Source organism: Curtobacterium sp. NPDC090223 (assembly GCF_044746585.1).
Taxonomy (GTDB): Bacteria; Actinomycetota; Actinomycetes; order Actinomycetales; family Microbacteriaceae; genus Curtobacterium.
The window spans coordinates 33,710-47,751 of sequence record NZ_JBIVCN010000006.1; the positions used below are offsets into that span (position 1 = coordinate 33,710).

Below are 14,042 nucleotides of genomic sequence, written 5' to 3' on the forward strand. Positions count from 1 at the left end.
TACAGTGAGCGGAGCCCACGACAGGAGACGACATGGCGACGATGCAGCAGGTCGCCGACCGGGCGGGGGTCTCCATCGCGACGGTCTCCTTCGTGGTGAACGGCAACAAGCGGGTCGCCCCGGCGACCCGGGCCCGGGTGACGGCCGCGATGCGCGAGCTCGGCTACCGGAACAACGTCGTGGCCCGGGCGCTCGCGAGCCGCAGGACGCGGATCATCGCGCTGCTGTTCCCGGTGCTCGAACACCGCCTCGGGCAGACGGCGCTGCAGTTCTTCACGAGTGCCGCCGGTCGCGCGTCGGAGCTCGGCTACCACCTGGTGCTCTGGCCGTCGGCAGCCACCGCCGACGACGTCCGCGACCTGATCTCCGGTGGGCTCGCCGACGGGGTCATCGTGATGGAGGTCACGATGCACGACCCCAGGATCGACCAGCTCACCCGGATGGACGTCCCGTTCGTGTCGATCGGACGGACGGCGGACCCGTCGGCGATCTCGTTCGTGGACATCGACTTCGAGCGCACCGTCGAGGACGCCCTCGACCACCTCACGGGTCTCGGGCACCGGCGGATCGGCCTCGTCGTCGAGGACCTCGACGGCACCGCCATGGCGGAGTACGGGCCGAAGGTGCGCTCAGAGGCGGCGTTCCGGGCCTCGGTCGAGCGGCGCGGCATCGTGGGCACGGTCGTGGCGTCCGGGGCCTCGGCGGAGGGCGGTCGCCGGGCGGCGGCGGAGCTCCTCGCCCGCGATCCCGACGTCACCGCGGCCGTGATCATGAAGGACGACTCGAACTTCGGGCTGGTGAGCGGGCTCCGTGCCGGCGGTCGGCGCGTGCCGGAGGACGTCTCGGTCATCGCGATCGTGTCCTCGGACGGCGCGGGCGCCGCGACGGAGCCCGTGCTCACGACGCTGAACGCCCCGGGTCCGGCGCTCGGCCGTCTCGCGGTGGAGTCCCTGGTCGACCGGCTGGAGGGCGTCGCGACCGACCGGACGCACGCGCTGGTGCCGTGCGAACTGCACGTCGCCGAGTCGACGGCGCCGGCGCGCTCCTGAGCGCGGCCGCCGGGCGGCGGCGGGCCCACCCACACGACGGGAGGCCCGGTGCCAGCTGGCACCGGGCCTCCCGTCCGTGCGTCGTGCGTTCCGCGACGTCAGCGCTGACGCGTCGTCTCCGTGAAGAGGTCGTCGAACAGCGTCTGGTCCTCCGTCGGCTGCTCACCGAACTTCCACTTCCGACGCAGCCGACGGAACGTCGTGATGCGGACCGGGTCGATGCCCGGCTCGGTGTCGTAGTTGCTCATCGCGCTCCTCCGTCCAGTTCCGTCCCCGGTGTTCCCCACGGCGTCGACGGTACGACGGTTCGGCTTGCACGGACCGGAATTAGGTAGAACACTTATCCAACTGCGCACGGTGGACAATCGTCCGGAGCGGCGCCGTCAGCCCTCTACTCTGCCGTTCAGGGGTTGGGTGCGCCGCCGTCGAGCGCGGTGATCACGCGGTCGATGATGCGGACGAACCTGGCCTTGTCGCGCCCGGAGAAGGAGGACATCAGCTCGTGCAGGTGCTCGTTCGTGCTGTCCATCGCAGCGTGGTACCGGCTGCGACTGGCGTCCGTGAGCCCGATCAGGCGGCTTCGTCCGTCCTCGGGGTTCGGCCGACGGACCAGGTGACCGGCCCGCTCGAGCCGGTCGACGGCACTCGTGACCGCCGGCCCGGTGATGCCCAGGTGCGACGACAGGTCCTTCACGCGGACCGGGCGCTCCCCGCTCTCGGCGCGGGACACGAACTGCACGACGGACAGGTCGATGCCGGAGATGCCCATGGCGTCGCGCAGGCGGTTGCGCAGCATCGCGAGCGCTCGGTCGAGTCGCGTCAGCGCGGCGTCGAGATCGAGGTCCAGGTCGCTGGCGGTCACCCGGTCGCCTCCTCTGCGCTGCTCGGCTGGGCGTCACGATACGCCCGGGGCACCGGGTCAGCGTATCCGGATAGCGCAGGTGCACGTGGACGAACCACCGCGGCGTGGCGGGCCGCGACGTGAGCGAGCTCATCCGGTTCGAGGTCGCCGGCCGCGATCCCGAGTCCGCGATCCGGGACCTGACCGCAGCAGAGGTCGGGCGGGCGTGGACGTCGCGCCGCACGGGCGAGGCGTACTCGTACCGGTACACGGCCGTCGGCGACGACGAGGTGACCATCCGCAGGTGCCGGGTCACGGGGTTCCTCCGCGGCGTCGTGGCACCAGGGGAGCACTACGTCGTCCAGTGGATCACGTCGGGGACCGCCGTGCTCGACGTCGCCGGCGAGCGGATCGACCTGTGGCACGACGCCCCGGTGCTCTCGCCGACGGAGCAGGAGTTCGTCTTCAGCGGGAGCGACCACGACCAGCGGATCGTGCACATCAGACGCTCCCTGGTGCGCGAGGTCGCCGCGGCACGCTACGACCTCGGCGACGGGCCGCTCCGCTTCGACCGGACCCGGGTGGACGACGACTCCGGCATCGGCCCGTGGCACGACGCGCTCGGGGCGCTCTCGCGGGCCCTCCGTGACGGGGTGGACTCCGCGGCGTGGGCGGACGCGAAGCGCGCTGCCGTCGAGGCCTTCCTCGGGATGTTCCCGCCGAAGGTGGACGCGCTGCCCGCGGCGCTGTCGGCCCCGAGGAACGCGCGGCTCCGGGCGATGGTCGAGCACGTGCACGCCAACGCGCGGGAGACCGTCACCGTGGCCGACCTGGCTGCGGTGGGCGGCCTCAGCGTGCGGTCCGTGCAAGAGGCCTTCGCGCGGGTGCTCGGCGTCTCGCCGCTCACCTACCTGCGGGGGGTCCGGCTCGACCACGTGCGGCAGGACCTGCTCGACCTGGACCCGCAGTCCGTGACCGTGGGGGACGTCGCGCGGCGGTGGGGGTTCGCGCACCTCGGGCGGTTCTCCGCGGTGTACCTCGAGCGGTTCGGGGAGTACCCGAAGCAGACGCTGCGGCGCTGACGCGTGGAGCGTGTCGTGCGTGGTGTGTGTTCCTTCCCATCACGCGCGCGCTGAGAAGATGAATCGCGCGTGGGTAGTCGGAACTTCCGACCTCCTACGCGCGATTCGACCTCCTACGCGCGATTTGACTGCCTACGCGGGTGCGGGGGCGGGGGCTGGGGCGCGAGTGGGGACCGGGCCGGTGCTCTGGCGCACGCGCAGGCTCGTGGACAGCCGGACGTGTTCCGGCGCCGGCTCCCCGCGGAGCATCGTGAGGAGCATCTCGACGGCGGCGGCACCGAGGTCGGCGAGGGGCTGTGCGACGGTGGTCAGCGGCGGCGTGGTGGTCGAGGCCTGTGGGACGTCGTCGAAGCCGATCACGGAGAGGTCCTGCGGGACCCGGAGCCCGAGTTCCGCCGCGGCGTGCAGCACACCGATCGCCGAGGAGTCGTTCGCCGCGAACACCGCGGTCGGCCGGTCCGGGATGCTCAGGAGCTCCCGCGCGACGGCCGTCGCCCGGTCTTCCTGGTAGTCGCCGGCGCGCACCAGGTCCTCGTCGACGCGGAGGCCGGCGTCGGCGAGTGCGGCGCGGTAGCCGGTCTCGCGCAGCTGGGCCGAGGCGAGGTCGGCGCGCCCGTGGATGTGCGCGATCCGGGTGTGCCCGAGCGCGAGGAGGTGGTCGACGGCACTCCGGGCACCGCCCTCGTTGTCGGTGTCGACGGTGGCGTGCCCCTCGGGGCCGGTGTGCGGGTCGATGGCGACGACGGGGATCGACGAGGTCGAGAGCGCCGTCGTCGGGGTGACCACGATCGCGCCGTCGATGAGGGTGCCGGAGAGCCGGGAGAGCGAGCGGCGCTCCCAGCCCGGCTGACTCGCTCCCGTCACGAGTCCGGCGTACGCCAGGAGCTCGTAGCCGGTGCCGGTCGCCGCGGTGGACACACCGCGGAGGAGCTCGGTGGAGAACGGCTCGAACTCCGGGACGAGGATGCCGATCACCCCGGTGCGCGAACTCCGGAGACTCCGCGCCACGAGCGAGGTCTCGTAGCCGAGCCGCTCGACCACCTCCTGCACCCGCAGCATCGTGGCGGGAGCGACGCCGTCGCGGTTGTTGATGACCTTCGACACGGTCGGGATCGACACCCCGGCGGCACGTGCGACGTCGGCGATCGTCACGCGGCCCGGGCCGGGATGCGTGCCGACAGCGGTCTCCATGTGCTCACCGTACCGCTCGTCGAGGCCCCTGCGGACCGATTCCGCAAGGTTTAGAAAACGTTATCGATATCGATTGACAAGGCGCCGGAGCGCCTGGCACGCTCTCTCCAGCGGCAGCCGATGTCGCGCATGTCAACGACGACACTTCAGGAGATCCACGATGACGAGGAAGATCCGAGCCGCGGCAGCCATCGCGCTGATCGGGGCCACCGCTCTCACCGCCGCAGGGTGTTCTGCCGGCAGTGACGCGGCGAGCAGCGACGGCAAGGTCACGATGACCTTCTGGCACAACTCGACCACCGGCCCCGGCAAGGCCTTCTGGGAGAAGACCGTCAAGGACTTCGAGCAACTGCACCCGAACGTCACGATCAAGATCCAGGCGATCCAGAACGAGGACCTCGACGGCAAGCTGCAGACCGCGCTGAACTCCGGGTCCGCCCCGGACGTGTTCCTGCAGCGCGGCGGCGGCAAGATGAACGCCATGGTCCAGGCGGGCCAGCTCATGGACATCTCCGGCTCGATCGGCAAGACCGCGAAGTCGCAGATCAGCGCCGGTGCGTTCAAGGGCTACGAGAGCGACGGCAAGACGTACGCGATGCCCGTCGACGTGAACCCCGAGGGCATCTGGTACAGCCAGGACCTGTTCGAGCAGGCCGGCATCACGGGCACTCCGACCACCATGGCGGAGCTGAACGCGGACATCGCCAAGCTCAAGGCCGCCGACATCCAGCCCGTGGCCGTCGGCGCGAAGGACGCCTGGCCCGCAGCGCACTGGTACTACAACTTCGCGCTCCGCGCCTGCAGCGAGAAGACGCTGAACGGGGCCGCGAAGGACCTGAAGTTCACGAACAGCTGCTGGGAGCAGGCGGGCAAGGACACGAAGGCGTTCTTCGACACGAAGCCCTTCAACGACGGCTACCTCACCACCGCGGCGCAGCAGGGTGCCGGCAGCTCGGCCGGCCTCGTCGCGAACCACAAGGCCGCGATGGAGCTCATGGGTGCGTGGGACCCGGGTGTGATCTCCTCCCTGACCCCGGACGGCAAGCCCCTGGCCGACCTCGGCTTCTTCCCGTTCCCCGAGGTCTCGGGCGGCAAGGGCGCACCCGGCTCGATGATGGGCGCGGTCGACGGGTACTCCTGCTCGGCGAAGGCCCCGAAGGTGCCGTGCACGCAGTTCCTCAACTACATGACCGGCAAGGACGTGCAAGAGGCGTACTACAAGGCCTTCAACGCGATCCCGGCGAACGAGTCGGCGCAGACCGTCGTCACCGAGCCCTACCTGAAGACCGTGCTCGAGGCCTACAACAAGGCCCCGTTCGTCTCGAACTACCTCGACACCCTGTACGGCCAGAACGTCGGCAACGCGCTGAACACCAGCGTCGTCAACCTGCTCGCCGGCAAGGGCACCGTCGACGACATCGTGACGACGGTCAACCAGGCCGCGGCGAAGGGCTGACGCCACCCATGGCCACCTCGATCGCTCCGCGTCCGCCCCGCTCCGGCGAGCGGGCGGACGCGGGCCGGGCCGGGACCGACGGCACACCGCCGTCGGCCCCGGCCGTCCGGCCCCGGAAGCCGACCGCCGACGTCCGCAAGCGGGTCGAGATCGCCCTGCTCGCCGGACCCGCGACGATCATGTTCGTCGCCTTCGTCATCCTGCCCGTCGGCCTCGCCGCGTACTACGGCTTCTACAAGTGGCAGGGCTACGGGGCACCGACGGACTTCGTCGGGCTCGACAACTACAAGATCATCTTCACCGACCCGGACTTCCGGGGCGTGCTGACCCACAACGCGTTCATCGTCATCGGGTCGCTGCTCGTGCAGGGACCGATCGCGATCATCCTGGCGCTGCTGCTCAACCAGCGGATCCGGGGGCGCGGCCTGATCCGCGTGCTCATCTTCGTGCCCTACGTCATCTCCGAGGTGATCGTCGGCACCGGGTGGAGCCTGATGCTCTCGTCGGCCGGCGCGGTCAACGACCTGCTGCAGACCCTCGGTCTCGGCGCGCTGCGGAACGACTGGCTGTCGAACCCGGACATCGCGATCTGGACGCTGCTCGCGATCATCTCGTGGAAGTACATCGGGTTCGCGGTGATCCTGTTCCTCGCGGGCCTGCAGAGCATCCCCGAGGAGCTCTTCGAGGCGGCGCAGCTCGACGGCGCCGGCTACTGGCAGATCCAGCGGCGCATCACGCTCCCGCTGCTCGGCCCGACCATCCGGATCTGGGCGTTCCTGTCGATCATCGGGTCGCTCCAGCTGTTCGACCTGGTCTACATCATCTGGGGGCAGTACATCGCCTCCACCGCCGGCACCTCGACGATGGCGACGTACATGGTCGCGAACGGCCGCAACTCCGGCAACTACGGGTACGGCAACGCCGTGGCCGTGGTGATCTTCCTCATCTCGCTGGTGATCGCACTCGTGTACCAGCGGTTCGTCCTGCGTCGCGACACCGCCGGCGCACTCACCGAGAAGGCCACACGATGACCGCCACCGCATCGATCGTCGCTCCGGGGCGCAAGGACCGGGGCCGGGGGAGCGAGGGCCCGGTCCGCCGCGAACGCAACCTCGGCACCTACTTCATCGCGCTGCTGTTCATCGCGGTCTGCATCGGCCCGGTGGCGTACATCGTGCTGGGCGGCTTCCGCACGAACGCGCAGATCACCGCGAGCCCGGCCGGGCTGCCGAGCCCGTGGCAGTTCACGAACTACGCCGAGGTGCTGTCGAGCGGGATCTTCTGGCAGCAGCTCGGGAACTCGCTGATCGCCGGGATCACCACGACCGTGGGCGTCGTCGTGCTCGGCCTGATGGTGAGCTTCGTGCTCGCCCGCTACCGGTTCCGCGGTCGCGGCGCGCTCTACTCGCTGTTCGCCGCCGGCCTGATGTTCCCGATCACCGTCGCGATCACGCCGTTGTACCTGCTCGTGAAGGACCTCGGTCTGACGAACAGCCTGGCCGGGGTGATCCTGCCGCAGATCGCCTTCGCGCTGCCGACGACGGTGATCATCCTGGTGCCGTTCCTGCGGGCGATCCCCGACGAGCTCGAGGAGGCGGCCGCGATCGACGGGGCGAGCCGCATCGGGTTCTTCTTCCGGATGGTCGTGCCGCTGTCGCTGCCCGGGGTCGTCACGACCGGGATCCTGGCGTTCATCGGCAGCTGGAACAGCTACATCCTGCCGCTGTTCATCCTCAACGACGCGGCGAACTACACGCTGCCGCTCGGGGTGCAGGCCTTCTCGTCGCAGTACTCCGTGGACACCGCCAGGGTCCTGGCGTTCACCTCGCTGTCGATGATCCCGGCGCTGGCGTTCTTCGCGGTGTTCCAGCGACGCATCGTCGGCGGCCTGACCGGGGCGGTGAAGGGATGACCGCGACGGACGCGACCCGCGTGGAGGAGGCGCCCAACAGCCTCCAGGCCGGAACGACCGACGCGACCAGCACGACCGACGCGACCAGCGCGACCAGCGTGACCGACCCGTCGGGCCGCGCCGAAGCGCTGCTCGCCCTGATGACGCTGGAGGAGAAGGCCGCGCAACTCGTCGGCTACTGGCTCGACCAGAACGGCCTCGTCGCGCCGATGCAGGGCGAGATGACCTCGGCCCCGGACGCCCCCGGTGCCTCGCTCGCCGACGTCACCCGGCACGGCCTCGGCCAGTTCACCCGCGTCTACGGCACCCGTCCCGTCGAACCCGACGAGCGCGCGGCCTGGCTGTGGGCGGAGCAGCGTCGGCTGCAGCGCGAGACGCGGCTCGGGATCCCCGCGCTCGTCCACGAGGAGTGCCTCACCGGCCTCGCCGCGTGGCAGGCCGCCACCTTCCCCACCCCGTTGGCGTGGGGTGCGTCGTTCGACCCGGAGCTGGTGGAGCAGGTGGGCGCGGTCATCGGCCGGTCCATGCGGCAGCTCGGCGTGCACCAGGGCCTCGCGCCCGTGCTCGACGTCGTCCGCGACCCGCGGTGGGGCCGCGTCGACGAGTGCATCGGCGAGGACCCGTACCTGGTCGGCACCGTCGGCACGGCGTACGTCCGTGGCCTGCAGGGCGCCGGGGTCGACGCCACGCTGAAGCACTTCCTCGGCTACTCCGCATCGCGGGCGGGGCGCAACCACGCGCCCGTCCACGCCGGTGCCCGGGAGGTCGCCGACGTCTTCCTGCCGCCGTTCGAGATGGCGTTGCTCGATGGTGGCGCCCGGAGCGTGATGAACTCCTACGCGGAGATCGACGGCGTGCCCGTCGCCGCGAACGGGGCGCTCCTGACCGACCTGCTGCGGGACCGGCTCGGCTTCGCGGGCACGGTCGTCGCGGACTACTTCTCCGTCGCGTTCCTCGAGGTCATGCACGGCATCGCCGCCGACCGTGGCGAGGCCGCTGCGCTGGCGCTCGAGGCGGGCATCGACGTCGAACTCCCCACCGGCGACGCGTACCTGGCGCCGTTGATCGAGCGGGTCCGCGCCGGCGACGTCCCCGAGGCGCTCGTCGACCGCGCGGTCCTGCGGGTGCTGCGGCAGAAGGAGCGACTCGGGCTGCTCGACCCGGACGCGTACGCGGACGCACCGCCCACCGACGTCGACCTGGACACCCCCGAGCACCAGGCGCTCGCGCGGCGTCTGGCGGCGGAGTCGCTCGTGCTGCTGGCGAACGACGGGGTGCTGCCGCTTCCGGCGTCGACCACCCGTCTCGCCGTCATCGGCCCGAACGCCGACCGCGCCGAGGCCCTGCAGGGCTGCTACTCGTTCGCGAACCACGTGCTCGCTGACCACCCCGACCTGCCCCTCGGCTTCGCGATCCCGACGGTGTTCGAGGCGTTGTCGGCGTCGTCGTCCGGGTCTGCCGCATCTGCCGGGTCTGCCGGGTCTGCCGGGTCTCCCGGGTCTCCTGCGTGGCCGCGCTCCGGCGTGGACGTGCGGTTCGCCGCCGGGTGCGCCGTCACCGGCGACGACCGGTCCGGCTTCGACGAGGCCGTCGCCCTGGCCACCGCCTCCGAGGTCGCCGTGGTCGTCGTCGGCGACCAGGCCGGCCTGTTCGGCCGCGGCACCGTCGGCGAGGGCAACGACTCCGAGTCCCTCGACCTGCCCGGCGTGCAGCGCGGACTCGTCGAGGCCGTCGTCGCCACCGGCACCCCGACCGTCGTCGTGCTGCTGACCGGCCGCCCGTACGCCATCGGCTGGGCGCTCGACGGCACCGGCCCGCGTCCGGCCGCCGTCGTGCAGGCGTTCTTCCCGGGCGAGGGCGGCGGGCTCGCGATCGCGGACCTGCTCACGGGCGTCACGGACCCCTCGGGACGACTGCCCGTCTCGCTGCCCCGGTCCGCCGGTGCGCAGCCGTACTCGTACCTGCACCCGCGGCTCGGCGGCGACTCCGACGTCACCGCCGCCGACTCGACGCCCGTCCGGCCGTTCGGCTTCGGGCTGACGTACACGACCTTCGTGCACGAGGACCTCGTCGTCGACGACACCGTCGCCACCGACGGCACGTTCACCGCGACCGTCACGGTCCGGAACGCCGGCGCACGCAGCGGGTCCGACGTCGTGCAGCTCTACGGGCACGACGTGCAGGCCAGCACCACCCGGCCCGTGGTCCAGCTGCTCGGGTACGCGCGGGTGTCGCTCGCACCGGGGGAGTCGGCCCGGGTCCGCTTCGCGGTCCCCGTGCAGCGGTTCGCGTTCACCGATCGACGGATGCGGAAGGTGGTCGAGCCCGGCGACGTCGAGGTGTGGGTCGCGTCGCACGCGGCGGCGTCACGGCCGGGAGGCCCGGTGGACTCCGGCGGGATCGTCGCGGTCTCCGACGGGTCGGCCCCGGAGCCCGTGCCCGGCTCCGCCACGGACCGTGCGACGGTCGCGGTGCGCGGGCCGGTGCACGAGGTGTCGCTCGCCGAGCCCCGCGTGGTGACCTGGACGGTGGTCTGAGGGGCGGGGGCGGTGGCGGGGCCGGTGGCGGGCGCCGCGAGAAAAGCGACAGCGCGCAGGCCGAAGCGCCGCGCACAATTCCGTGTGCTGTCGCCTTCCCCGTGAGCTGAGACGGATCGTCCGGGCGGCGGCAGGTCTTCTCCACAGGGCCGACGGCAGCTGACGTCCGAACTGTAGCAAGCGCTACGCTTGCCAGGACGGACGGGGGCACATGGGTCAGGGGTGGAAGGTCGACATCGCGGAGGCGCAGTCGACGATCGACGGAGTCGCGGCAGCGGGTACGACGATGCAGGATGCGGCGCTCGACGTCGATGCGGCGCTCCGTGATGTTGTCGCCGCGTTGACGGGGAGCGATCCTGTCGGTGTCGCTCAGGCCTTCGTCACCGCACGACAGGGAGATGCGACGGCCGCCGTCCGGATCGTCGAGCAAGGGATCGCGGCGGCGACCGACGTCATGACCGCCTTCGCCGAGGCCGATGCGACGATGGCCGACACGGCGACCGCCGCAACGCCAGACAGCGGGTCCGACTCGGAGCCACGATGAGTTCCGGTCTGATCGACGAGTCCGCGTTGCCGACGGTCACACCGACAGCAGAGCCGGTCAGCGACAGTGCGACCGCGCTCCGCATGGCGACCGCGCAGGTGCAGCGGAGCGCCGTCGCGGTCCGGGACTCGTGGCACGGCATCGGCGGTGTCCTGTCATCGCCGGGCGCGACGGATGCGCTACCGGACGCGATGCGCGGCGCCATCGAGAAGGCCGACGCCCTCGGGGCGGCGGGCGCCGCGGTCGCCTCCGCACTCGACGCCTTCGCCGAGGAACTTCGCGGGCTGCGGCGGACCAGGCGCGCCCTGCTGGCGGACATCGACGAACTCCGTGCACAGGTCGCCGCGTCGGACGGCGATGACTCGGTGCCAGCGGAGTACCGGGCGCTGAACGACGACCTGCACGTGCGAGCCGGGCGGCTCCACACCAGGTGGCAGACGGCGCAGGACGACCTCGGGCGGGCGATCCGCGGGCAGATCGGCGGTGGGCCTCTGCTCCTGCCACTGCTCAGCGGGAACACGCTCCCCGCGGTACTCACCCGGGTCGACTTCTCCGCCGCGTCTCGTGCGTTCGAGGACGCTGGTCGATTGCCGATGCTCGCCGTGCTCGCCGCGAAGGGGCCGGATGCGCTCGCGAGGTGGGCTGCGGACCACCCGGCGGAACCGCAGCGGCTGCTCGACCATCCGCCGAGCACGGACTCGGTGCGGGTCTGGTGGGCGGGCCTCACCGGCGACGAACGCACGGCGCTCGTCACGGGGCTGTCGGCCGTGGTCGGCAACCTGAACGGCGTCCGCTACGCCGATCGTGGGCGTGCGAACCAGCACACGCTCGATGTCGAGTTGCCGAAGGCCCGTGACCGCTACGACACGCTCACGGCGAGGATCAGCCGCGGGGAGTCCCTCAGCGCCGCGGAGGGGGCCGAGTACCAGCGGCTGGCGGAGCGCATCGGCGCACTCGAAGCCCTCGACGAGACACTCCTCGCCAGCACCGCCGCGGCGCCTCGGACGATCGTCGCTCTGACACTCGGCCAGCCGCCGCTCGCTGCGGTCGCGGTGGGCGACCTCGACACCGCGAGCAACGTGACGGTGGACGTGCCCGGGATGGGGAACACGGTTGCGGGCAGCATGCCTGGGTGGGCGCAGGGCGCAGCGAACCTCCGTGAAGCACAGGTCACCGCGGCGACCCGACTCGGTGTTGATCGGGACCTCGCGACCGTCGCTTGGATCGGCTACGACACCCCGGACATGCCACCGAGTCCCGAAGTTCTCGGGTCAGCAAAGGCCGAGGTCGGTGCGCACAACCTCAGTGGCTTCCTCGAAGGCGTGTCAGGAACTCGCTCCTGGGCTGGTGGGTCGAACCTGTCTGTCGTGGCGCACTCGTACGGAACGACCACGGCGACACTCGCGGTGGCGAAGACCCCTGTCGCGAACATGACTCTTCTCGCTTCCGCCGGAATCGACCCACGTGTCCCGGACGTGCATGCTGTCGAGGTCCCACACGGGCACGTGTGGGCCTCCCAGGCGAGCGACGACTACATCGCCAACATCGGACGCGGAGCGGTCGAAGCAGCCCGGCCCGGTTTCGGCGGCGACCAGCCGATCAACACCGGCAACCCGTTCACCGCCAACCGCGGCCTCCTGCTCGAGCTACCGAGCACGCACCCGCTCAACCCAGGGGACACCAGCTGGGGAGCCAGGACCTTCTCATCGAACGATGAGTCCATCGACGGCCAGCACTACGCTGGATCGAGCGGTCACAGCGCCACCCCGAAGGCCGAAGCGGAGCTCCAGGGGGAGAAGACGGACGAAATCGGCTACCTCGACCGCGGTACCGCGTCGCTCCGCAACACCTCGTACACCTCGCTCGGCTACACCCCCGGTGGAAAGGAGATCCCGTGATGCAGCGGATCAGCACCGCCGCCGCCGCTGGTGCGGTCGCAGTGATCCTGCTCACAGCCGGATGCGCGTCGTCCGAACCAGGAACGGAGCCGACCATGACGAAGACGACGACCGCCAGCGGGGGCGCGGCTGAGGCCGCGTGGACCACCGCGAATGCACTCGCAGAGTCGACGCAGGCGGCCGTGCGTGGAACGTGGCTCGCATCCGACTCGGCAGCGGAATCCTGCGGGAACGACGGCGTCCACTGGGGGATCACTCGCCTCGGCCCCGGGACCGACACCCGAGCGCGTTCCGCGGCCCTGGACCGGATCGAGGAGTTGTGGAACGAGGCCGGCTACGACCCTGACCGAATCATCATCGGAGGAGACGCCCCCGGGACGGAACTCCGGTATCCGCGCTCGGGAACGCTCGACACCGGCTTCTTCATCGAGTTCGGGACGACGGAGCACGGCAGCACCCTCCAGATGCAGACCCCGTGTGCTGCCGGTGATGCCGACGCGTTGAACCGCGCGAAGTACGCGGAACGGCACACGAACACGCCGCCGGACATCCCCGGCGCAGCAACTCCGTCGACTGCGACCGGGTCCTGAGCCCTCCTGATGTCGCGGCACCACCACGCGCAGTGCCGGACGCTCCCGGCGTTGGTGCTCGTGTTCGCGCTCGCCGGTTGTGCGAGCGCGACCACGCCGCCGAGACTCCGGGCGACCGATCCGGCGGGTGCTGAGCGCGAGTGGGACCGGATGAACGCCGAGGCGGAGGCCACCCAGGCGCTCATCGGAGGCGACTGGCGTTCGGTGGACACGGCCGCCCGACCCTGTGGCGCGGACGGGGTCCAATGGGTGATCACCCGGTTCGGGCCCAGCACCGACACCGATGCTCGTGACGTCGCCCTCGACCGCATGGGGACCCGTTGGCGGGCGAAGGGGTGGAACCCCGTCCGTTCGGACATCACCGGGGACGCCCCGGGGAAGCAGCTCCGGTATCCCGCCGCGAACACCCTCGCAGACGGGTTCTTCATCGAGTTCGGCATCACCGAGCACGCGAGCACCCTGCAGCTGCAGACGCCGTGCACCGCCGGCGACGCGAACGCGCTGAACCGTGAGAAGTACGGGGAACGCCACACCAACACGCCGCCGGACATCCCCGGGACCGCGGAGCCGTCAGCGGGGCGCACCTCGTGAGCCCACGGCCGAGCACGGACGCAGCGCAGGCAGGAGCGGTACACGACCTCGGACGGAGCTGGTGGACCGCCGGTCCGGGGATCGCATCGATCGTGTTCAGTGCCGTGGCGTTCACCTCGGAGCAGCTCATGCTCGCCCAGAGCTGGGGATTCGTCGCGAGCGCCGTCCTGCTCTTCGCTCTGCTCATCTGGATGCTCCTGCCGGTGTCCACGACCTCGGGCTCGGAGCCGGCCATGACGGGCTCGAGGACCGCCGAGCCGCCGGAAGCGACAACACGCGCGTGATCGCGCGGCGCTTCGTCCGGGGCGGTGTCGCTTTCGCCGGGGCCCGGGCAGTTTCCCGAGGAGGCGT

14 protein-coding genes are annotated in these 14,042 nt (G+C 71.1%); 11 read left to right on the forward strand and 3 right to left on the reverse strand.

The features are described 5' to 3' along the window. The first annotated feature begins 32 nt into the window (after nt 1-32). Complete coding sequence (locus tag ACIPJY_RS15165) at nt 33-1,049, forward strand: LacI family DNA-binding transcriptional regulator (RefSeq protein WP_400465261.1); 1,017 nt, start codon at nt 33-35, stop codon at nt 1,047-1,049. Between the two features lie 98 nt (nt 1,050-1,147). Here ACIPJY_RS15165 and ACIPJY_RS15170 read toward each other — a convergent pair whose 3' ends face one another. Continuing rightward, nucleotides 1,148-1,297: a hypothetical protein gene (locus tag ACIPJY_RS15170; RefSeq protein ID WP_400465263.1), complete on the reverse strand. Its 150-nt coding sequence runs from the start codon at nt 1,295-1,297 to the stop codon at nt 1,148-1,150. Between the two features lie 155 nt (nt 1,298-1,452). After that, complete coding sequence (locus tag ACIPJY_RS15175) at nt 1,453-1,911, reverse strand: MarR family winged helix-turn-helix transcriptional regulator (protein WP_400465266.1); 459 nt, start codon at nt 1,909-1,911, stop codon at nt 1,453-1,455. A gap of 119 nt (nt 1,912-2,030) precedes the next feature. On the opposite strand from ACIPJY_RS15175, the gene ACIPJY_RS15180 reads away from it, so the two are divergent. After that, the gene (locus tag ACIPJY_RS15180; RefSeq protein ID WP_400465269.1) at nt 2,031-2,972 is read left to right on the forward strand and encodes an AraC family transcriptional regulator; all 942 of its coding nucleotides are present in this window, start codon (nt 2,031-2,033) and stop codon (nt 2,970-2,972) included. 132 nt (nt 2,973-3,104) lie between these two features. Here ACIPJY_RS15180 and ACIPJY_RS15185 read toward each other — a convergent pair whose 3' ends face one another. Further along, nucleotides 3,105-4,163 (reverse strand): LacI family DNA-binding transcriptional regulator, encoded by a 1,059-nt coding sequence (locus ACIPJY_RS15185; protein ID WP_400465272.1) that lies wholly within the window; start codon nt 4,161-4,163, stop codon nt 3,105-3,107. A 160-nt stretch (nt 4,164-4,323) separates the two neighbouring features. Between ACIPJY_RS15185 and ACIPJY_RS15190 the strand changes: the two genes are divergently transcribed. The 9 genes from ACIPJY_RS15190 to ACIPJY_RS15230 all read left to right on the forward strand — a co-directional run bounded on the left by ACIPJY_RS15190 (nt 4,324) and on the right by ACIPJY_RS15230 (nt 13,975). Continuing rightward, on the forward strand, nt 4,324-5,619 hold the full coding sequence (locus tag ACIPJY_RS15190) for an ABC transporter substrate-binding protein (RefSeq protein ID WP_400465275.1): 1,296 nt from the start codon (nt 4,324-4,326) through the stop codon (nt 5,617-5,619). A gap of 8 nt (nt 5,620-5,627) precedes the next feature. After that, nucleotides 5,628-6,650: a carbohydrate ABC transporter permease gene (locus tag ACIPJY_RS15195; RefSeq protein ID WP_400465278.1), complete on the forward strand. Its 1,023-nt coding sequence runs from the start codon at nt 5,628-5,630 to the stop codon at nt 6,648-6,650. Beyond that, nucleotides 6,647-7,531 carry a carbohydrate ABC transporter permease gene (locus tag ACIPJY_RS15200; protein WP_400465281.1) on the forward strand — a complete coding sequence of 295 codons (885 nt, stop codon included), beginning with the start codon at nt 6,647-6,649 and terminating at the stop codon, nt 7,529-7,531. Before ACIPJY_RS15195 ends, ACIPJY_RS15200 begins: the two co-directional genes overlap by 4 nt. Next, nucleotides 7,528-10,068, forward strand: a complete 2,541-nt coding sequence (locus ACIPJY_RS15205) for a glycoside hydrolase family 3 N-terminal domain-containing protein (RefSeq protein ID WP_400465284.1) — start codon at nt 7,528-7,530, stop codon at nt 10,066-10,068. Before ACIPJY_RS15200 ends, ACIPJY_RS15205 begins: the two co-directional genes overlap by 4 nt. A gap of 211 nt (nt 10,069-10,279) precedes the next feature. Further along, complete coding sequence (locus ACIPJY_RS15210; protein ID WP_400468228.1) at nt 10,280-10,612, forward strand: hypothetical protein; 333 nt, start codon at nt 10,280-10,282, stop codon at nt 10,610-10,612. Further along, nucleotides 10,609-12,510: an alpha/beta hydrolase gene (locus ACIPJY_RS15215; RefSeq protein WP_400465290.1), complete on the forward strand. Its 1,902-nt coding sequence runs from the start codon at nt 10,609-10,611 to the stop codon at nt 12,508-12,510. Before ACIPJY_RS15210 ends, ACIPJY_RS15215 begins: the two co-directional genes overlap by 4 nt. Nucleotides 12,511-12,605: 95 nt before the next feature. After that, nucleotides 12,606-13,100 carry a hypothetical protein gene (locus ACIPJY_RS15220; RefSeq protein ID WP_400465293.1) on the forward strand — a complete coding sequence of 165 codons (495 nt, stop codon included), beginning with the start codon at nt 12,606-12,608 and terminating at the stop codon, nt 13,098-13,100. 51 nt (nt 13,101-13,151) lie between these two features. Then, nucleotides 13,152-13,691, forward strand: a complete 540-nt coding sequence (locus ACIPJY_RS15225; RefSeq protein WP_400465296.1) for a hypothetical protein — start codon at nt 13,152-13,154, stop codon at nt 13,689-13,691. Next, on the forward strand, nt 13,688-13,975 hold the full coding sequence (locus ACIPJY_RS15230; protein ID WP_400465299.1) for a hypothetical protein: 288 nt from the start codon (nt 13,688-13,690) through the stop codon (nt 13,973-13,975). Before ACIPJY_RS15225 ends, ACIPJY_RS15230 begins: the two co-directional genes overlap by 4 nt. Nucleotides 13,976-14,042: the final 67 nt, after the last annotated feature.